At 69.8% G+C, this 18,983-nt stretch carries 18 protein-coding genes; 11 read left to right on the top strand and 7 right to left on the bottom strand.

The genetic code is table 11. From position 1 onward, the window contains the following. Positions 1 to 635: 635 nt before the first annotated feature. From ACWF94_RS10520 to ACWF94_RS10500, 5 genes are all read left to right on the top strand, one after another. Positions 636 to 1,046, top strand: a complete 411-nt coding sequence (locus ACWF94_RS10520; RefSeq protein WP_453486714.1) for a rodlin — start codon at positions 636 to 638, stop codon at positions 1,044 to 1,046. 458 nt (positions 1,047 to 1,504) lie between these two features. Next, a complete protein-coding gene (locus tag ACWF94_RS10515) occupies positions 1,505 to 1,696 on the top strand; it encodes a chaplin (RefSeq protein ID WP_453486719.1) in 192 nt (63 codons plus the stop codon). Positions 1,697 to 1,987: 291 nt separating this feature from the next. Further along, positions 1,988 to 2,632, top strand: a complete 645-nt coding sequence (locus ACWF94_RS10510; RefSeq protein WP_453486712.1) for a DUF4360 domain-containing protein — start codon at positions 1,988 to 1,990, stop codon at positions 2,630 to 2,632. Between the two features lie 353 nt (positions 2,633 to 2,985). Beyond that, positions 2,986 to 4,197 carry a pyridoxal phosphate-dependent aminotransferase gene (locus tag ACWF94_RS10505; RefSeq protein ID WP_453486709.1) on the top strand — a complete coding sequence of 404 codons (1,212 nt, stop codon included), beginning with the start codon at positions 2,986 to 2,988 and terminating at the stop codon, positions 4,195 to 4,197. 112 nt (positions 4,198 to 4,309) lie between these two features. Further along, positions 4,310 to 4,696 carry an SCO4983 family protein gene (locus tag ACWF94_RS10500; RefSeq protein WP_453486707.1) on the top strand — a complete coding sequence of 129 codons (387 nt, stop codon included), beginning with the start codon at positions 4,310 to 4,312 and terminating at the stop codon, positions 4,694 to 4,696. A gap of 162 nt (positions 4,697 to 4,858) precedes the next feature. Here the strand turns inward: ACWF94_RS10500 and ACWF94_RS10495 are convergent, their stop codons facing one another. Beyond that, the gene (locus ACWF94_RS10495) at positions 4,859 to 5,740 is read right to left on the bottom strand and encodes an ABC transporter permease (protein ID WP_453486705.1); all 882 of its coding nucleotides are present in this window, start codon (positions 5,738 to 5,740) and stop codon (positions 4,859 to 4,861) included. Next, complete coding sequence (locus tag ACWF94_RS10490) at positions 5,737 to 6,738, bottom strand: ABC transporter ATP-binding protein (protein WP_453486702.1); 1,002 nt, start codon at positions 6,736 to 6,738, stop codon at positions 5,737 to 5,739. The genes ACWF94_RS10495 and ACWF94_RS10490 overlap by 4 nt, the downstream gene beginning before the upstream one ends. A 131-nt stretch (positions 6,739 to 6,869) precedes the next feature. On the opposite strand from ACWF94_RS10490, the gene ACWF94_RS10485 reads away from it, so the two are divergent. Next, the gene (locus tag ACWF94_RS10485) at positions 6,870 to 8,060 is read left to right on the top strand and encodes a sensor histidine kinase (protein ID WP_453486700.1); all 1,191 of its coding nucleotides are present in this window, start codon (positions 6,870 to 6,872) and stop codon (positions 8,058 to 8,060) included. Further along, positions 8,057 to 8,728 (top strand): response regulator, encoded by a 672-nt coding sequence (locus ACWF94_RS10480; protein ID WP_453486697.1) that lies wholly within the window; start codon positions 8,057 to 8,059, stop codon positions 8,726 to 8,728. The genes ACWF94_RS10485 and ACWF94_RS10480 overlap by 4 nt, the downstream gene beginning before the upstream one ends. A 358-nt stretch (positions 8,729 to 9,086) precedes the next feature. On the opposite strand, the gene ACWF94_RS10475 is transcribed toward ACWF94_RS10480, so the two are convergent. After that, entirely contained in the window at positions 9,087 to 10,937 is a 1,851-nt protein-coding gene (locus ACWF94_RS10475) for a phosphoenolpyruvate carboxykinase (GTP) (RefSeq protein ID WP_453486695.1), read from the bottom strand. A gap of 271 nt (positions 10,938 to 11,208) precedes the next feature. Here ACWF94_RS10475 and trhA point away from each other — a divergent pair, with 271 nt between their 5' ends. Together trhA and ACWF94_RS10465 are read left to right on the top strand one after the other, a co-directional pair. Next, the gene (gene trhA / locus ACWF94_RS10470) at positions 11,209 to 11,883 is read left to right on the top strand and encodes a PAQR family membrane homeostasis protein TrhA (protein WP_453486693.1); all 675 of its coding nucleotides are present in this window, start codon (positions 11,209 to 11,211) and stop codon (positions 11,881 to 11,883) included. Between the two features lie 79 nt (positions 11,884 to 11,962). Beyond that, entirely contained in the window at positions 11,963 to 12,637 is a 675-nt protein-coding gene (locus ACWF94_RS10465) for a TetR/AcrR family transcriptional regulator (protein ID WP_453486690.1), read from the top strand. A gap of 222 nt (positions 12,638 to 12,859) precedes the next feature. Here ACWF94_RS10465 and ACWF94_RS10460 read toward each other — a convergent pair whose 3' ends face one another. Continuing rightward, positions 12,860 to 13,351: a DinB family protein gene (locus ACWF94_RS10460; protein ID WP_453486688.1), complete on the bottom strand. Its 492-nt coding sequence runs from the start codon at positions 13,349 to 13,351 to the stop codon at positions 12,860 to 12,862. 75 nt (positions 13,352 to 13,426) lie between these two features. Then, positions 13,427 to 14,053 (bottom strand): SAM-dependent methyltransferase, encoded by a 627-nt coding sequence (locus tag ACWF94_RS10455; protein WP_453486686.1) that lies wholly within the window; start codon positions 14,051 to 14,053, stop codon positions 13,427 to 13,429. Between the two features lie 209 nt (positions 14,054 to 14,262). Here ACWF94_RS10455 and ACWF94_RS10450 point away from each other — a divergent pair, with 209 nt between their 5' ends. Then, complete coding sequence (locus ACWF94_RS10450) at positions 14,263 to 14,862, top strand: helix-turn-helix domain-containing protein (protein ID WP_453486684.1); 600 nt, start codon at positions 14,263 to 14,265, stop codon at positions 14,860 to 14,862. Positions 14,863 to 15,017: 155 nt separating this feature from the next. On the opposite strand, the gene ACWF94_RS10445 is transcribed toward ACWF94_RS10450, so the two are convergent. Further along, a complete protein-coding gene (locus ACWF94_RS10445; protein WP_453486681.1) occupies positions 15,018 to 17,024 on the bottom strand; it encodes a thioredoxin domain-containing protein in 2,007 nt (668 codons plus the stop codon). Positions 17,025 to 17,195: 171 nt separating this feature from the next. On the opposite strand from ACWF94_RS10445, the gene ACWF94_RS10440 reads away from it, so the two are divergent. Then, positions 17,196 to 17,732: a Uma2 family endonuclease gene (locus ACWF94_RS10440; RefSeq protein WP_453486717.1), complete on the top strand. Its 537-nt coding sequence runs from the start codon at positions 17,196 to 17,198 to the stop codon at positions 17,730 to 17,732. Positions 17,733 to 17,888: 156 nt separating this feature from the next. Here the strand turns inward: ACWF94_RS10440 and ACWF94_RS10435 are convergent, their stop codons facing one another. Further along, complete coding sequence (locus ACWF94_RS10435) at positions 17,889 to 18,302, bottom strand: hypothetical protein (protein ID WP_453486679.1); 414 nt, start codon at positions 18,300 to 18,302, stop codon at positions 17,889 to 17,891. Positions 18,303 to 18,983: the final 681 nt, after the last annotated feature.

Raw genomic sequence — 18,983 nt, 5'->3', positions numbered from 1 at the left:
GGGTTTTCGCGCTGCCCGGCGGCGGGCAATCGCCGGGGACGCCAGGGAACCGGAATCACGCCAGGGACCCGGAATCGCCGGGGACTCCGGGTTTCCCGGGAAGTCCCGGCACCCCGCGCCGGAACCCCGCGCCGGGACGCCGGAAACCCTGAGCCCCCTGAGAACTCCCGGAAACGGCGCGCGCTCGCGGGCGACCGACCGCGACCGCGACCGCGCCGGACCTCACGGAGGGCGGGGGACTCCCCAGCGACACTCCGCGCCGGGCGCATGACAATTTCGCGTTTCAAGCATTCATTCCGCAAACGGGTGAACCCTTGGACCGTTCGGCGCGGCGGCGGTGTTTGAATGACCGGGCGGTTCGCGAATGGGCGAACCGTTTCGGTGCGGTCCGCCTGCCGGGCGGCGCCGTGCCTCGTGGGACATTCGCGTCTCCGGTTACGCAGGGCGTGCCCGGATTCGCGCGACAATCCGCTCCGATCGACTGAGGTTCCCTTCATCGGACCCTCCGTCAATATTCCGTACGGCATCACCCTCGCGTATTGCGGCATTCGGGTGACCGGCCGGAACCAAACAGGTCGAGGGCAGTTGATCAGTCTGCTCCACGATCGATCGTTCATAGCGAAAAGGGACTACACGTGATCAAGAAGATTCTGGCTACCGCTGCGGTCACCGCGTCGATGGTGGGCGCCGGTGCCGCGATGGCCACCCCCGCCATGGCCATCGGCAACGACGGCGGCACCACGTCCTTCAGCGGCAACGGTGCCACGCAGGCGTACGGCAACCAGTCCACGCACGGTGACATGAGCCCGCAGATGGCCCTCGTCCAGGGCTCCCTGAACAAGCCCTGCATCGGCCTGCCCGCCAAGGCGAACGTCGGCTCCCTCATCGGCGTCGTCCCGATCGCCGTCCAGGACATCCCGATCCTCTCGGCGCCGCAGAACCAGCAGTGCACCGAGAACTCGACGCAGGCCAAGGGCGACGAGCCGCTGTCGCACATCCTCAGCAACATCCCGATCCTGTCGGGCAACGGCGCCGGCAACAACTGAGCACCGAGACCATGACTGTGCCCCTGAGCGCCGAGCGTTCGGGGGCACTCTCATTCGAGGGCAGGGCCCTTCGGTGCCCTCCCGGCGCACGACGTACTTCAGGACCACACTTCAGGACCGTACTTCAGGACCACACTTCAGGACGCCACCCGTTCTCTTGTTCCCATGAATGGGAAAAGACGTTCGTGAAGTAGCCGGATAATCTCTCCGGCAATATCTCCATGAGGAACGTTCGTCGGTTCGACAAATTACCTGTGCTGCATACGAGTGACTTTTCGAACTGGCGGCCATATGGAGGTTTCTTTGCGGGAACCCCATCGTTACTAGATCTGTGGGGGTGCTCATGAACAGGAAACTGTCGGCGCAGCGCGAGGGTCGCGGCTGTGTGGCGCACCACCGCTGAAAGGATCAATGAAATGAAGCACAAGAAGGCTGCTGCCGTCGTCGCGGGTGTCATCATGGCGCTGGGTTCGGCCGCTCCGGCCATGGCTGACGCGGGCGCCCACGGTGCAGCCGTCGGTTCGCCCGGCGTGCTGTCCGGCAACGTGATTCAGGTTCCGGTTCACGTTCCCGTGAACGTCTGCGGCAACTCGATCAACGTGATCGGCCTGCTGAACCCGGCCTTCGGCAACACCTGCATCAACGCCTGACTTCGGGTCAGTATTCCTGACTTCAGGTCAGCATTGAATGACTGACATTTAGTCAGTACTTGGCAGCCCCGAGATACCCGAAAGGGTGTCTCGGGGCTGTTTTTGCGCCAACTCACGACCGAGTTCGAAGGAACTCACAAAGTCACTAGCCAGCCCCTGCTCCGGTACCTAACATTCCGACTGTCCGGCTCTTCGAACAGACATCTGTAAAAGTTGAAGAGTTGACATGACCCTGGCCGGTCATGACCTTTCCCGGATGAAAGAATTCTCATTTCCCCCGATCGGAGAATCATGCCTCGTGCACTTTTAGCGGGCGGTGTGGCAGCCGCGGCGCTGGCTTCGCTGCTCGGCGCCCAGCCCGCGTCGGCGACCATCGTCGCCCCGCCCAACAAGATCGCGATCGAGATAGCGACCATCAATGGTTCGGGTTGTCGTCCCGGGACCGCCGCCGTGGCCGTCTCCGAGGACAACACCGCCTTCACCGTCACCTACAGCGACTACCTCGCCAAGGTGGGCGTGGGCGCCTCCCCGACGGACTTCCGCAAGAACTGCCAGCTCAGCCTGATCGTGCATGTGCCGCACGGCTTCACCTACGCGGTCGCCAGCACGGACTACCGCGGCTTCGCGAGCCTGGAGCCCACGGCGAGCGGCGTTTCCAAGGCGTCGTACTACTTCCAGGGGTCGCCGGACACGGCCAGCAGGTCCCACACCTTCCGTGGGCCGCTGAACGACAACTGGCAGGCCACCAACACCACCGAGTGGGGCCAGCTGGTCTGGGCCCAGTGCGGTGCGAAGCGCAACTTCAACATCAACACCGAATTGCGTGTGAACCCGGGCCTCTCCGACCGGACGCAGACCACCAGCTTCATGACGATGGACTCCACCGACGGAGCCATCAACACCATCTACCGCCTCGCCTGGAAGGAATGCCCGTAGCCATCCGGCTGTGAAGCGGTTCTGAGTGTGTGAGCCGCCCCGGTCACCTCGGTGGCCGGGGCGGTCCGCATGGGCGGCCGGGCGGTGCGCATTGCCCGGCCGGGGCGGTGGGCATTGCCGGCGGCGTCCACCGGGAGACGCCCGCCTTACCGGATGAGTGACGAGGGCAACACGCATTCATCATTCGCCCGGCCGCGCCGCGTAATCCGCAGGCGGCGGGCCAGTCCCGAGGATGTATTCCAAGGGCGTACACCTCTCTCACCATCCCTGAGCGGCCGGGTCGGCATTCCCGCTCCACCTGCGCGGGCGAAAAGACTCGGCGGTCCCCGTTACACGCCCGTAAGCTCAGCGGCATGCAGGTGATTCAGTCGACGAAGCTCGCAAATGTCTGTTATGAGATCCGGGGGCCGGTCCTTGAGGAGGCGATGCGGCTGGAGGCAGCAGGGCACCGCATCCTCAAGCTGAACACCGGCAACCCCGCGGCCTTCGGATTCGAGTGCCCGCCCGAGATCCTGGAGGACGTCCTCCGCAATCTCGGTGACGCACACGGCTACGGGGACGCGAAGGGTCTGCTCTCCGCACGGCGCGCGGTGATGCAGTACTACCAGACCAAGGACATCGAGCTGGATGTCGAGGACATCTACCTCGGCAACGGTGTCTCCGAGCTGATCCAGATGTCGATGCAGGCGCTGCTCGACGACGGCGACGAGGTGCTCGTCCCCGCGCCGGACTACCCGCTGTGGACCGCCTCCGTATCGCTCGCCGGCGGCACGGCCGTCCACTACCGCTGCGACGAGCAGGCCGACTGGATGCCCGACCTCGCCGACGTGGAGCGGAAGATCACCGACCGCACCAAGGCGATCGTGATCATCAACCCGAACAACCCCACCGGGGCCGTGTACGACGACGAGATGCTGCGCGGGCTCACCGAGATCGCCCGCCGCCACCGGCTGATCGTCTGCTCCGACGAGATCTACGACAAGATCCTCTACGACGGCGCGACCCACACCCCGACCGCCGCGATCGCCCCCGATCTGATGGTCCTCACCTTCAACGGGCTCTCCAAGAACTACCGGGTGGCGGGCTACCGCTCCGGCTGGCTGGCGGTCTGCGGGCCCACGGCCCACGCCTCCTCGTATATGGAGGGCCTCACGATTCTGGCCAATATGCGGCTGTGCGCGAACATGCCCTCGCAGCACGCGGTGGCCACGGCGCTCGGCGGACGCCAGTCGATCGACGACCTCGTCCTGCCCGGCGGGCGGATCCTGGAGCAGCGGGACATCGCGTACGACCTGCTCACCCGGATCCCCGGGGTCACGTGCGTGAAGCCGAAGGGGGCGCTGTATCTGTTCCCCCGGCTCGACCCCAAGGTCTACAAGATCAAGGACGACCGGCAGATGGTCCTGGATCTGCTGCGCAGCGAGAAGATCATGGTCGTGCACGGTACGGGGTTCAACTGGCCGGAACCGGATCACTTCCGCATCGTGACCCTGCCCGCGGCGAAGGAACTGGCGGACGCGGTGACCCGGATCGGGTCGTTCCTGGACGGCTACAGCCAGCACTGAGCCGGTGCCGGCTCGGCGCTGCCCGGCACCCGCGCCCGGTCCGACTTCGCTCAACTTTAGACTGAATCCAAGCTAGGATGGTCTCCTGACAGTGAGCAGGAGGCCATCCCCCATGTACGAGCCAATCCGCACCAAGTCTGTTCACACGACCGCCGACGACGCCGGGTTCCCCCATCGCACCCGCGAGGAGGAGCTGGACATCCAGCTCGCCGGCCATCTCTCCGCCCTGCTGGCCGTGACCGACGAGCTGGCCGACGAGGAGGCCGCCGAGCGCATCGCGGCCCAGGTCACCCGGCTCCGTGGCGCACCGCCGGTCCGCCACGCGCCGCCCCGGGGCGCCGATCCCGCCGCGCTGCACCGCCGGGCCCATGCCCTGGCCGGGCGCGCTCTGGTGGTGGCGGCGTCCCGCGCCGACACCACGGTCGCGATCCTCGCCGCCGAGCGGATGGACGCCCATACCGCCGCCCTGGACGGACTCCGTCTGGTCGGCGCCCGCTGACGGCCCCGGTCCCGGGCCGCCGAGGCGCGTGGACCGGGCGCCATTCGCACGACCGGTGGTTCACGGCCGGTGGTTCACGGCCGGTGGTTCACGGCTGGTGGTCGGCAACGGATCATTCGCGACTGGTCGCCTGCGAGAAGCGGGGAGAGTCGCCTGTGCCGCTCACAGGTCGCGGCGGTGCACGACGGCCACGGCGGTGACCGCCGCGACGAGTGACCAGGCACCGAAGACCACCCACGCCTCGGTGACCGACACCGGGTACTCGCCCATGTCGTACTCCCGCCCGGGGTTTCGCACCAGGGCTTCCCATGCGGTGAGCGGCATCGCGTTCCCGGTCTCCTTGACCCACCGATAGGTCTCGCCCCGGAAGAGCGCCGGCAGCAGCAGGAGCACACCGACGACCGTGACGACGGTGCCCGCGGCGTGCCGGATGAGGGCGGCGAAAGCCATGCCGACGAGGGCGCACAGCGGGGCGAGCAGCGCGGAGGCGGCGACGGCCCGCAGGGCCCCGGGGTCGCCGATGGCCAGGCCGTGGTGGTCGCGCAGGATCGCCTGGGTCACGCCGAACGAGGCGCCTGCGACGGCTGCGCCGAGGACGAGCATGACCGCCGCCATGACTGTCGCCTTCGCCGCCATCACCGACCGGCGCGCGGGGACGGCGGCGAAGGTGGTACGGATCAGTCCGCTGCCGTACTCGCCGAAGACCGCGATGGCACCCACGCTGCCGGTGACGACCATGAGGAGCTGCCAGGCCGGGTCGACGAAGGCGCTCGCCAGCGGATCGAACAGCAGTTGCGGCATCTCGGGGAGTCCGGGCGGCGGGGCGGGCGGCAGTTCCGGCTGGCGAGCCAGCCGGTCGGCGTTGGACCAGGCCGAGTTCACATTGATCCCGACGACGGTCAGCGCGCCGCTGCCGAGGACCCAGTAGGTGGAGCGCAGCGACCACAGTTTGATCCACTCGGCGACGAGGAGATCACGGAACCGGGCACGGGAGTCGACAGCACTCGCGTACACCTGCGGCTCGGGCATCGTCCCCGCGGTCATGCTGTTCCTCCTGAGCCGTACTCGACTGAGCCGTGCTCGACCGAGCGGTCATCGACCGAGCGGTCATCGGCTGAGCGGTAGTCGGCTGAGCCGTTACCGACCGAGCTGTACTCGACGCTGTCCGCGGTGAGTCCCATGAACGCCTCCTCCAGGGAGGCGGACCGGGGGGTGAGTTCGTGCAGCGGGACGCGGTGGCGCAGGGCGAGTTCGCCGATGCGCTCCGCGCCCAGTCCGGTCACGGTGCACGAGCCGTCGTCCTCGTGGTGGACGCTCGCGCCCGCCGCGGCGAGGGCGGACGTCAGTCCGGCGGCATCGGGCGTCCGGACGGTCACGCTCGGCCGGGCGCCGCGGGCCGCGAAGTCCGCCAGGCTCTCCGCGGCGATCAGCTCGCCCCGGCCGATGACGATCAGTTGCTGGGCGGTGTGCTCCATCTCGCGCATCAGATGGCTGGAGACCAGCACCGTACGGCCCTCCTCGGCCAGCCGCCGGAACAGGCCGCGCACCCACCGCACGCCGTCCGGATCCAGCCCGTTGAGCGGCTCGTCGAAGAGCAGTACGGGCGGGTCGCCGAGCAGAGCCACGGCGATGCCCAGCCGCTGCTTCATCCCCAGCGAAAGCCCTCCGATGCGGCGCCGGCCCGCGGTGGTCAGCCCCACCTCCGCCAGGACCTGGTCCACCCGGCGGCGCGGCAGCCCGTTGCTGTGGGCCAGGGCCGACAAGTGCGCCCGTGCGGTGCGTCCGCCGTGCACGTCATGGGCGTCGAGCAGTGCCCCGGCGTGCCGCAGCCCGCGCGGGAGTCCCCGGAACGGCCGCCCGTTGACGAGGACGGTGCCGCTGGTGGGGGTGGACAGGCCGAGGATCATCCGCAGCGTGGTGGACTTGCCCGCGCCGTTCGGGCCGAGGAACCCGGTGACATGGCCGGGGCGTACGGTGCAGGTCAGGCCGTCGACGGCGGTGGTGGCGCCGTATCGCTTCGTCAGTCCGTTGATTTCGATCACCGGGCCACGATGGCGTGGGCCGTGCCCGCGCGGCATCGGTTCGCGGGCCACACTCTGCCCACCGGGTACCGCCCAGGGGCGTACGCCTGCGGGCCGATGCCCCGGCACCGGCCCGTACCTATGATCGCGGCATGAGCGCCTCACCCCGCTCCACCCGCTCCTGGCACCTGCGACCGGCCCTGGCGCCCGCCCTGGCCTGGTGCGGAGCGCTCGCCTACCCGGTCCTGCTGTATGTGGCGGTGCTCAATGAGCCCGAGCCCACCGGCAGCCGGCTCCTGCTGCCCGCCGTGCTCGCGATGCTGGCCCTGCCCCTGCTGCGGCGTCGGCCGTTGCCGGCCCTGGCGCTGATGCTGGCCGGTTCCTTCGCCGCGACGGTGACAGCGGCGTCGAACCTGGCGGACTTCCCCTTCATGGCACCGGATCCCGCGTGGCAGATCGGCTGGCTGCAGGCGCTGTTGACCGATCTGGCCGTCGGCTGGATCGCCGCCACCCGAAGGCGCTGGACGGGGCTCGCCGCCGCGGCCTCGGCCCTCGCCGTGCAGATCGCCGCCGCCGGCTACTACCGGACCGGGTCGGACGCCTTCCTTTCGGGCGTCGTGTTCCTCGTCCTGCTGCTCGCCCTCGCCTGGCTGACCGGCTACCGGGTCCAGGAGCGCCGCGAACACGCCGCGACCGTACGGGCCCAGGCCGCGGCCCAGGCTGTCACCGCCGAGCGGCTGCGGATCGCCCGCGAGCTGCACGACATGGTCGCGCACAGCATCGGCATCATCGCCATCCAGGCCGGCACGGGCCGCCGGGTCATCGACACCCGCCCGGAGGAGGCACGCTCCTCACTGGCCGTCGTCGAGACCACCAGCAGGGAGACCCTGGCCGGGCTGCGGCGCATGCTGGGGGCTCTTCGCGAGGCCGGTCCGCAAGGGGCGCCGTCGGCCCCCGCGCCGGGCCTGACGGACGTCGACCGGCTGGTCGCGGCCACGAAGGACGGCGGGGTACGGGTCGACGTCGAGTGGCGGGGAGTCCGGCGCCCGCTGCCCGTGGACGTCGAACTGTCCGCCTTCCGCGTCATCCAGGAGGGGGTCACCAACGTGGTCCGCCACGCGGACACGCACGAGTGCCGGGTGGTCATCGACTACCAGGAGGACGGACTGGCCATCGAGATCACCGACGACGGTCCCGGGCCCGCGACCGCGGGTACCGGATTCGGCATCATCGGGATGCGCGAGCGGGCCGCCCTGCTGCACGGCCAGTTCACCGCCGGGCCCCGTCCCGAAGGCGGCTTCCGCGTGGCGGCGCGGCTCCCGGTGCCTGTGGCGACGCTGTGACTCGCCCCCTCGTCCGTACCGTACTCGTCGACGACCAGCCGCTGGTCCGCGCCGGGCTGCGCGTGCTCATCGCGGAGAGCGCCGGTATCGAGATCGTGGGGGAGGCGGGCACGGGCAGCGAGGCGGTGCGGCTCGCCGAGGACGTGCGGCCCGATGTGGTGGTCATGGACATCCGGATGCCCGGCATGAACGGCATCGAGGCGACCGCGCTGATCACGGCGGGCCCGAGCGCGGCACGGGTCCTCGTCCTCACCACCTTCGACGACGACGAATACGTCTACGGCGCGCTGCGCGCGGGCGCGAGCGGATTCCTCGTCAAGGACATGGACCTCGACGACATCCTCACCGCGATCCGGGTGGTCGCCGCAGGCGAGGCCCTGATCGCGCCGAGCGTGACGCGCCGCCTGATCGAGGAGTTCGCCGCCCGCCCCGAACCCCCGGCCGCGCCCCCGCACCGGGCGATCGAGGGCGTCACCGGCCGGGAACGCGAGGTGCTCACCCTCGTCGGGCGCGGTCTGTCCAACCACGAGATCGCCGCCCAGCTCTTCATCAGCCCGGCCACGGCCAAGGCCCATGTGGGGCGGCTGCTCACCAAGCTGGCGGCCCGTGACCGGGTCCAGCTGGTCATCATCGCCTATGAGCTGGGCCTGGTGTCGCCGTCGCGCTGAGAAGCGAACGCGCTCGCCGTACGCTGCGCCCGGGCCTGCCGGGCGGGCCTGCCGTACGGGCCCGCAGCGGACCGAGCGAGGGGCGGGCCCGTACGACGGAAAGCGGCCCCCGGAGCCGTGAGGGGGCTCCGGGGGCCAGGACGCGGCGGACCTGGGTGACCCCACAGGTCAGGGCGGATGTCGGGTTGATCCGCCGCGACGATCTACGAACGGGCCGCTGGCTCCACGAACCGGCCACCGACTCCGTGAACCGGCCACCGACTCCGTGAACGGGCCGCCGGCTCTGCGGACCGGCCACCGGCTCCGTAGGGCAGGCTCTGCGAACCGGCCGCGAGCAGGGTGCCGGGTGCGGGCTGCCTCAGCCGAGGCGGCCGACCAGGGCGCGGTACTCGTCCCACAGCTCCTTGGGCGTGTGGTCGCCGAAGGTGTTGAGGTGCTCGGGGACCAGGGCGGCCTCCTCGCGCCAGACGTCGTTGTCGACCTTGAGCAGGAAGTCGAGGTCGTCGTCGGCCAGGTCGAGGCCGTCGGTGTCGATGGCGTCCCGGGTCGGCAGGATGCCGATCGGGGTCTCGACGCCCTCGGCCGTGCCCGCCAGGCGCTCCACGATCCACTTCAGTACGCGGCTGTTCTCGCCGAATCCCGGCCAGACGAACTTGCCCGCGTCGTTCTTGCGGAACCAGTTCACGTAGTAGATCTTCGGCAGTTTGCCGGCGTCGCCCCGCTCGGTGGCGGCCTTGCCGACCTTGAGCCAGTGGGCCATGTAGTCGCCCATGTTGTAGCCGCAGAACGGCAGCATCGCGAACGGGTCGCGGCGCAGCTCGCCGACCTTGCCCTCGGCGGCTGCGGTCTTCTCGGACGCGACGTTGGCGCCGAGGAAGACCCCGTGCTGCCAGCTGAAGGACTCGGTGACCAGCGGGACGGCGGTGGCACGCCGGCCGCCGAAGAGGATCGCCGAAATCGGCACGCCCTTGGGGTCCTCCCACTCGTCCGCGATGATCGGGCACTGCCCGGCCGGGACGGTGAAGCGGGCGTTGGGGTGGGCGGCCGGCGTATCGGACGCGGGCGTCCAGTCGTTGCCCTTCCAGTCCGTGAGGTGCGCGGGGGCGGTTTCGGTCATGCCCTCCCACCACACGTCGTTGTCGTCGGTGAGCGCGACATTGGTGAAGACGGAGTTGCCCCACATCGTCTTCATGGCGTTGGCGTTGGTGTGCTCGCCGGTGCCGGGCGCGACACCGAAGAACCCGGCCTCGGGGTTGATCGCGTACAGCTGGCCGTCCTCGCCGAACCGCATCCAGGCGATGTCGTCGCCGATGGTCTCCACGGTCCAGCCGGAGATCGTGGGCTCCAGCATGGCGAGGTTGGTCTTGCCGCAGGCGGACGGGAACGCGGCGGCGATGTACTTGACGGCCTCGGGCCCGCCCTGCGGCGGGGTGAGCTTGAGGATCAGCATGTGCTCGGCCAGCCAGCCCTCGTCGCGGGCCATGACGGAGGCGATGCGCAGGGCGTAGCACTTCTTGCCGAGCAGGGCGTTGCCGCCGTAGCCGGAGCCGTACGACCAGATCTCCCGGCTCTCGGGGAAGTGCGAGATGTACTTGGTGGCGTTGCACGGCCAGGGGACGTCCTGCTCGCCCTCGGCGAGCGGTGCGCCGAGGGTGTGGACGGCCTTGACGAAGAACCCGTCGGCGCCCAGCTCGTCCAGGACCGGCTTGCCCATCCGGGTCATGGTGCGCATGGCGACCGCGACATAGGCGGAGTCGGTGATCTCGACGCCGATCGCGGAGAGGTCGGAGCCCAGCGGGCCCATGCAGAACGGGACGACGTACATCGTCCGGCCGCGCATCGAACCCCGGAAGACGCCCTTCTCCCCGGTGAACGTCTCCCGCATCTCGGCGGGGGCCCGCCAGTGGTTCGTGGGGCCCGCGTCCGCCTCCTTCTCGGAGCAGATGAAGGTCCGGTCCTCCACCCGTGCGACATCGCTCGGGTCGGACGCGGCGTAGTACGAGTTCGGGCGTTTGACCGGGTCCAGCTTCTTGAACGTCCCCTTGGCGACGAGTTCCCCGCACAGGCGCTCGTATTCGGCCTCGGATCCATCACACCAGACGACGCTGTCCGGCTCCGTGATGGCCGCGATCTCATCGACCCAGGAGATCAGCTCCCGGTGATGGGTGGGTGCAGTGGGTGCAGTGGGAGCCGCGATGTCGCGCGCCACGATCGCTCCTAAATGAGGGTTTGAGGGTTGTTGCCCCGTGGGGGCTGCGACCCGGATGCTTCGTAGCCGCTCATCCGGTGCCGACCGCACTCATCTGATCATCCCGTGACCCGCGCCCATATGTCCAGAGGGCACCTCACGTGAGCATCGCCACTCATCCGGCGCTCCAACCCCGCCCGGCCCGTATGTGATCTTTCCTGGTCAGAGCCGGGACCGGCCGGAAGGGGCACATGCCGTGGGGTACCTACGGCTCCGTAGGTACCATCCCCCTATGACGGATGCCGCGCCCGAAGTGACCGAGATAATCCCTCCCCCGGTGAAGCCAAAGCTGCGCGGCTGGCTGCACGCCGGTATGTTCCCGGCCGTCGTCGTCGCGGGCGCGGTACTCACCCTGCTCGCCGGTTCCACCAAGGCCCAGGTGGCCTGCGCGATCTACGTGCTGACCGCGTGCCTGCTCTTCGGGGTGAGCGCGGTCTACCACCGGGGCAACTGGGGCCCGCGCGGCGAGGCCGTCCTGCGACGACTCGATCACGCCAATATCTTCCTGATCATCGCGGGCACCTACACCCCGCTGACGATGCTCCTGCTCCCCGACACCACCGCCCGCCCCCTGCTCTGGGCGATCTGGGCGGCAGCGGCGGCGGGCATCGCCTTCCGGGTCTTCTGGGTGGGCGCACCGCGCTGGCTCTACACCCCCTGCTACCTCGCGATGGGCTGGGCCGCCGTCTTCTTCCTGCCCGACTTCCTGCGGACCGGCGGGATCGCGGTCCTGGTCCTGGTGATCGTCGGCGGACTGCTCTACAGCGCGGGCGGCGTCGTCTACGGCATCAAGCGGCCGAACCCGTCACCGCGCTGGTTCGGCTTCCACGAGGTGTTCCACTCGCTGACGCTGGCGGCGTTCATCGTCCACTACGTGGGGATCTCACTGGTGGCGTACGAAAGCTGAGCCCCGGCCGGTCCGTCCCGGCCGGTCCGCCCCCGGCCGCGTCCGGATCCACCGGGCGTCGATGGCCGACAATGGTCGTATGGCAGCCGCTACCTCGCGTACCCCGACCGGCACTCCCCTGCGCCTCGTCGCACAGGGAAGATCCCAGGACGCCGCCGGACCGTCGCGGCCACGGCTGGGGCTGCGTGAGCGCAAGAAGATCAAGACGCGGATCGGGATCCGCCGGGCGACGTACCGGCTGATCGCTGAGCGGGGTTACGAGGCGACCACGGTCGAACAGATCGCGGAGGCCGCGGGGGTGTCGACGTCCACGGTCTTCCGCTACTTCCCGGCCAAGGAGGACATCTTCCTCGCCGACGGGTTCGACACCGTCCTGGAGACCGCGCTGCGGGCCCGGCCGGCCGGAGAGGACCCACTGGACTCGATCCGTCTCGTGATCGGACAGGGCCTGGCGCAGCAGCTCCGCGAGGAGCGGGACGAGGTCATCCTGCGCACCCGGCTGATGGTGGAGATCCCGGCGGTCCGGGCCCGGGCGACCGAGGCCATGGCGGTGACGTCCGAGCAGCTGATCCGGGTGCTCGTGGAGCGCACCGGCCGGGACGAGACCGATCCGGCCGTACGGATCTTCACGGCGGCGGTGCTGGGGGCGCTGCGCGAGGCGGTGCTGTACTGGGCGGAGCGGGGCCACCAGGACGATCCGATCGAGCTGATGGACGAGGCGCTGCTGATGCTGAGGGACGGGCTGCGGCTCTAGCGGGCCCGGAGCCGGTGACGCCATGGCCGGGGCCCGGAGCGGGTGACGCCGTGGACGGTGGTCGGAGCCGGTGACGCCATGGCCGGGGCCCGGAGCGGGTGACGCCGTGGACGGTGGTCGGAGCCGGTGACGCCATGGCCAGGGCCGGTGACACCGTGGACGGTGGTCGGGCGGGCACCTGGCCGCGCGGCCGGACACCGAGGGCCCGCTCGCTGGTGGGGCTCAGCGCCCGGTGGTGCCGTCGATGAGTTCGCGGATGATGTCCGCGTGGCCCGCGTGGCGACCGGTTTCCTCGATCAGGTGGGTGAGTGCCCAGCGAACGCTCGGCGACTGGCCTGAACGCCCCGGCCGGGGAAGTGGTGCGCCGAGGTCGGTGCATGCGTCGAGGACCTTGTTCGCGCGGTCGACGGTTGCCCGGTAGTGAGCGACGACGTCGGCGACGCTGTCCTGAGGGGCGGGCTGGAATGTCGCCTGCCAGTTGGTGACCTTCTCGCCGAGAAACGTCGCTTTCTCGACGGCGGTCAGATGGCTGAGCAGGCCGAGCAGGCTGGTGCCCGAGGGCACCGCCGCTGTCCGGACCTGAGGTTCCGCGGCTCCGTCGACCTTCGTGGCGATCGAGGCACGCAGATAGTCGAGGAATCCGCGCAGGACCTCGGCTTCGCTGTTCGCGGTGCGGGGCGGCGGGGTGTCACGGCGGCGGGACGCGGTGGGCACGGGTGTTCTCCTTGTGCGGTGCTGGTTGGGACCGGTGCTTGTTGAGGCGTGGTGCTCGTGGAGGGGGCGGCGGTATCACGCGGTCCGGCGGATCAGCAGGACGTGATCGACCACCTCGGCGGTGCTCCCGTCGGGGCCGACCGCGATCCGGTGGGGCGTATCCGCGCGTTCGACGCTCCACCGCTCGGGTGAGAGGTCCAGCGGTGCGGCGACCTCTTGAGGAGTCGGATACCGCACATCCGGGTCCTGATTCCATGACCACGGCGCTGTCGACCCGTGATCGACAACCAGGAGTCGCCCACCCGGCCGCAGCCGGTGGGCGGCGGAGCGGAGGACCGCCGTCCTGTCCTGCTCGTAGGGGGTGTGGAAGTAGTGGGCGGTGACCAGATCGAACCGCAGGCCGGGCAGCGAGGCGCGCACATCGTGCTGCTCGGCGGTGATCCGGTCGCTCAGACCGCGTGAGCGGGCCTGCCGGGTGAGACGCGTGACCGCCACGGCCGAGACATCGAGGGCCCTGACCCGCCAGCCCCGGCCCGCGAGCCACAGCGCGTCGCCGCCGCCACCGCATCCGAGGTCCAGCGCGTCCCCCGGGGGCAGTTCGGCGGCGGTCTCGACCAGGCGGTCGTTCGGCCTCGGCTCAGCGGACGCGGGCCGCTCCGCGTACACCTTGTCCCAGTACGTTGCCGCGTCGGCGCTCTCCATGGGGTTCCTTCCGCTCGGTTTCCGTGTGACCAGGGTTCTGTGTGGACGGAGCTTCCGTAGGGACGGGGTCCGCGCCTGTACGGGGTTCCCGTCCGTACGGGGATTCCGTCCGTACGGGGATTCCGTCCGTACGGGGATTCCGTGTGGCCCAGTCTCAGCCGATGTGTCACGAGTGGCGTCGATCCTTGCCGTTTCGGCAAGCTGGTCCCATGGACCCTGCGATGGAAGCCGTACTCGACGCGGTCGGACCGCGCCTGCGTGCGCTTCGGCACGCGCGCGATCTCACCCTCGCCGATCTGTCCGCGACCACCGGAGTGTCCGAAAGCACTCTGTCCCGCCTGGAGAGCGGTCAGCGCCGGGCGACCCTTGAACTGCTGCTGCGTCTGTCCCACGCCTATGACGTACCGCTGGACGATCTCGTGGGCGCCCCGCGCGCCGGCGACCCCCGGATCCATCTGAAGCCGATCCGGCGGTTCGGGATGACGTTCCTCCCCCTGTTCCGGCGGCCGGGCGGTACCCAAGCCTTCAAGATGATCATTCCGGCCCGGCCGGAGCCACTCGAACCGACACCGCAGACCCACGAGGGCTTCGAGTGGGTGTACGTCCTCCATGGCACTCTGCGGCTGGTGGTCGGAGAGCGCGATCTGCGGGTGACAGCGGACGACGCCGTCGAGTTCGACACGTCGTTGCCGCACTGGCTGGGAAGCGCGGACGGCGGAGCCGTAGAACTTCTCGTCCTGTTCGATATGCAGGGGGCGCGCGCCCACGTGCATGCGGACCGCGCCCCCGGGCGAACGCATGGCCCATAGGGACGGGGCCCACCCGTGGCATCCGGCCCGTGGCGGCCGGCCCCTGGCAGCCGGCCCCTGGCAGCCGGCCCCTGGCAGCCGGCCCCTGGCAGCCGGGACAGCGCCGCGACGGCCTCACCCACCACCCACCGGCCTCACCGCCCGGCGCCCCCGGATCAGCCGGACAGCTCCCCCGCCAGCTCCACCGCGTCCCCGGTCGGCCGCCGGCAGACGAAACCCCGGCAGACATACGCCGCCGCGCCCCCGTCCAGCAGCCCGCGCCCCCGCAGCAGCGGGAACTCGTCCCCGTCCGGCACCCCCGCGGCCACCACCGCGCCGGGTGCGTTCGCCAGCAGCGCCGTACGGTGCAGGCCCGCCGCCACCGGATCGTCCTCCGGTCCGACGACCGCGACTTCCCTCGGCCCGTCGAGCAGCGCCTCGGCGACCGCCAGCCCCCATCCGATGAACCTCGGGGCGCGCGGCCCGAGGGCGTTCACCACCCCGAGGGCGCCCTCGGCGGCGCTGCGATGGGCCTCGGAGCCGGTGTGGGCGGCGTACGAGAGCAGGGCGCCGGCCGCCGCCGTCCACCCGGAGGGGGTCGCGTTGTCCGTGGGGTCCTGGGGGCGGCGGATCAGCCGCTCGGCGTCATGGGCGGTGTCGTACAGCGTCCCGTTCTCGCCGGTGAACTGGTCGATGACGATGTCCAGCAGGAACCCGGCGAATTCCAGCCACGTCCCTTCCCCGGTGACGTTCGCCAGCGCGATGAAGCCCTCGGCGACATCGGCGTAGTCCTCCAGGACCCCGGAGTTCGCGCCGACGTGCCCGTCCTTGGACGTACGGGCGAGCCGGGCCCCGGCGTCCAGGTGCAGCCGCACCAGCAGATCCGCCGCCTCCGTGGCCCGCTCGATCAGATCCGGCCGCTCGAAGTACGCGCCCACCTCGGCCAGCGCGGCGATCGCCAGCCCGTTCCACGCGGCGACCACCTTGTCGTCCCGCTCCGGCCGCGCCCGTCCCTCCCGCGCCGCGAACAGCCGCTCCCGGATCGACTCATCGACATTCCCACCGGGGAGCCGGAGTACGGAGGTCCCGTGCTCGAAGGTGCCGTCATCGGTCACCCCGTACGCCTCGGCGGCCCGCCGCCCGTCCTCCTCACCGAGGACATCGCGCAACTGCCCCGGCGTCCACGCGTAGAACGCGCCCTCGGCGGTCCTGCCGTCGACGTCGTCACTGTCGGCGTCCAGCGCCGAGGCGAACCCGCCCTCGGCCGTCCGCAGCTCCCGCACCATGAAGTCGGCGGTCTCCAGCGCGACCCGGCGCGCGAGATCCGAACCGGTGGCCCGCCACAGATGTGCGTAGACGCGGCACAGCAGCGCATTGTCGTACAGCATCTTCTCGAAGTGCGGCACGACCCACTCCCGGTCGACCGCGTAACGGGCGAACCCGCCGCCCAACTGGTCGTAGATCCCGCCGCGCGCCATCGCCTCACAGGTGTCGGCGGCCATCTGGAGCGCCCCCTCCGACCCCGTCCGCGCATGATGCCGCAGCAGAAACTCCAGCACCATCGACGGCGGGAACTTCGGCGCCCCGCCGAAGCCGCCGTGCCTCTCGTCGTACTCCCGCGTCAGCCCCAGCAGCGCCTGCGCCAGCTGCTCCTCCCCCGGCACACCCTCCCCACCGTGCGCCAGCGACCGCCCCGCCAGATCCCTCGTGATCTTCCCCGCCACCTCGGCGACCTCACCCCGCCGGTCCGCCCACGCGGCACTGACCCCTTCCAGCACCTGCCGGAAGGACGCCATCCCATGGCGCGGCTCCGGCGGGAAGTACGTCCCGAAGTAGAACGGCTCCCCGTCAGCGGTCAGAAACACCGTCATCGGCCAGCCCCCCTGCCCGGTGGCCGCCTGCACCGCCTCCATGTACACCGCGTCCACATCCGGCCGCTCCTCCCGGTCCACCTTGACCGAGACGAAGTGCTCATTGAGATACGCAGCGGTCGCCTCGTCCTCGAACGACTCGTGGGCCATGACGTGACACCAGTGGCACGCCGAGTAGCCGACCGACAGCAGTACGGGCACCTCGCGCCGTCGGGCTTCCTCGAATGCCTCCGGCGCCCAGGGCCACCAGTCGACCGGATTGTCAGCGTGCTGAAGCAAGTAGGGCGAGGTCGCGCCGGCCAACCGGTTCATACGCCCCAGCCTCCCACAACGCCCAACCCCCGTCGGCGAGGCCCACACGGGTCGGCCTCGCATGGCTGATCCGCTATCACAGAACAATAGGCTGTGCCCAGCAGCGCTGGAACTGTCGAGGCTCCTCGAAGGAGGTACACCGTGACCGCTGGGACGGGGGAGCCCGGGTGGATGCATACGCCGATCAGCGCGGAGCAGTACGACTCCTGGTCCGAGGAGCAGTGTGCCGGCATTGAGATCGTGGATGGAATGGTCGTTGTGAGCCCGAGTGTGTCCAAGCGGCACAACCGACTCGCCCGAATCCTGGCCAATGCCCTGGACGCGGCAGCGGGACCGGACTGGAACGCCGACACGGACTTCGAGGTCCGCATGCAGGACGTTCCCCTCACCAACCGTCGTCCGGACGTCATCGTCTACCAGGCGGAGACCATCGACCTCACGCCCACCTGCCCCGAACATGTGCTCCTGGTCGTCGAGGTCGTGTCGCCCGGTTCGGAGACCACGGACCGGATCGTGAAGGTGGACCAGTACGCCAAGGCCGGCATCCCCTTCTACTGGCGGGTCGAACAGGCCGCCACCGGGGTCCCGATCATCTACACCTACGTTCTCGACCCCGCCACCAGGGCCTACAAGGACGGCGAGATGTTCACCGGCACGGTGAAGGCCACCGCACCCTTCTCTTTCGTGGTCGATCTTGGGGCCCTGTAGGGGGCACCGAGAGGTCGTCCTGCCATCGGCACTTGACCGTTAGCACACGCATCATGATTCTTCGCAGCCCGATCGAGGCATCCTCGCCCCCCGGCCCAGGCACACCTCCCACCACGCCAACTCGTCAGGTAGGTGATGGAGCCCTCGTTGGCGGCGTCAGCAGTGCGGCCAGCTGATCCCTTGCCCGCCACCCCTGATCGCACGCCACCGTTCAACGGGAACCCGGCCCACAGCGGCAAGAATCCAGCCTCCGTAGAGGGCCTCGTCAACGATCTTCTCAAACGTGTGCCAGCCGGCTTGGTGCCCACAGGAGGCGCAGCGGTTGGGGTTGAAACCTCGCCCGCGCTGCCACGTCGGCCGGTCAGCCAACTGCTCGCGGAGGCTTGACTCGCTGTCCGGCTCCGCCAGGATGTCGCGGGCCGTCTCAACCGCTTCGGGAAAGTCCGTGGTGGTGAACTCGTCACCCCGCGGCCGGTGCGAGGGCAACAGCGCGAATACCCACCAAAAAGAGAAGGAACACCGCTCACACGGCGCCTCGAAGGCCAGGACATCCACTCTCAGCGAGTTCACCGTGACCTCCACACCGATCGTCGGACATGCCTTGAGGTATTCAGACGGGTAACCGTCAGCCGACCGGCGCGGGCGGCCGAAGGCCGCGGGCTCCCTCTGCCACCGGTCGGCGAGGTCACACCAGCCAACCCAACCGGTTCATACGGCCCAGCCTCTCACAATGCCTGTCGCGACCGGCGAAACCCTCACGGGCCCGCCTCGCTTGGCCCAATTGCACTTGTGAGCCATCACGTGGCGGGCAGCTACCGCCCCCCCCGGAGTCGGCGTCCGCCGCCCGTCTGCCCGCAGTGTGGGAGTTCGGCCGCCACGAGCCGGGCCGGCAGCGGTGGATGCTGGCCCGCCACAGCATCAGCAAGCCCGAGAGATCGTCCACGGTCGACGCGGAGCCGATCTTCTTCAGGATCGGCTTGGGAGACGCGGTGTCGGCGGCCTCATGGATAGAGCCCTCCGCCCGCTCCACCGCCTACTGCTCGTCCACGGCCGCCCGACTTCCGGCGAAGAGGTACCGAGAGGACGCTCGGGCCTGGCCAGTCCGTGAGGCGCGTCTCCAACGATTCCGCCCTACCCTGTGGAAACAGCTGGAACCGGTCAGACACCCCATGTCGTTGGGTGTCAAGCGGCATGGGATTGGGCGTGGTGTGACCAGGCGGTTGCTTCGTCGTAGCGGGTACGGGTTTTGAG

It is taken from the genome of Streptomyces sp. NPDC055078 (assembly GCF_053607985.1).
The sequence above is the reverse complement of the archived record's forward strand: the minus strand, read 5'-3'. Positions and strand labels throughout refer to the sequence as shown.

Bases quoted from the DNA above. Each gene is read 5' to 3' on its own strand.
- ACWF94_RS10515 (WP_453486719.1), top strand. From the start codon at position 1,505: ATGGCGCTGGGTTCGGCCGCTCCGGCCATGGCTGACGCGGGCGCCCAC.
- ACWF94_RS10510 (WP_453486712.1), top strand. From the start codon at position 1,988: ATGCCTCGTGCACTTTTAGCGGGCGGTGTGGCAGCCGCGGCGCTGGCT.
- ACWF94_RS10505 (WP_453486709.1), top strand. From the start codon at position 2,986: ATGCAGGTGATTCAGTCGACGAAGCTCGCAAATGTCTGTTATGAGATC.
- ACWF94_RS10500 (WP_453486707.1), top strand. From the start codon at position 4,310: ATGTACGAGCCAATCCGCACCAAGTCTGTTCACACGACCGCCGACGAC.
- ACWF94_RS10495 (WP_453486705.1), bottom strand. From the start codon at position 5,740: ATGACCGCGGGGACGATGCCCGAGCCGCAGGTGTACGCGAGTGCTGTC.
- ACWF94_RS10485 (WP_453486700.1), top strand. From the start codon at position 6,870: ATGAGCGCCTCACCCCGCTCCACCCGCTCCTGGCACCTGCGACCGGCC.
- trhA (WP_453486693.1), top strand. From the start codon at position 11,209: ATGACGGATGCCGCGCCCGAAGTGACCGAGATAATCCCTCCCCCGGTG.
- ACWF94_RS10465 (WP_453486690.1), top strand. From the start codon at position 11,963: ATGGCAGCCGCTACCTCGCGTACCCCGACCGGCACTCCCCTGCGCCTC.
- ACWF94_RS10455 (WP_453486686.1), bottom strand. From the start codon at position 14,053: ATGGAGAGCGCCGACGCGGCAACGTACTGGGACAAGGTGTACGCGGAG.
- ACWF94_RS10450 (WP_453486684.1), top strand. From the start codon at position 14,263: ATGGACCCTGCGATGGAAGCCGTACTCGACGCGGTCGGACCGCGCCTG.
- ACWF94_RS10445 (WP_453486681.1), bottom strand. From the start codon at position 17,024: ATGAACCGGTTGGCCGGCGCGACCTCGCCCTACTTGCTTCAGCACGCT.
- ACWF94_RS10440 (WP_453486717.1), top strand. From the start codon at position 17,196: ATGCATACGCCGATCAGCGCGGAGCAGTACGACTCCTGGTCCGAGGAG.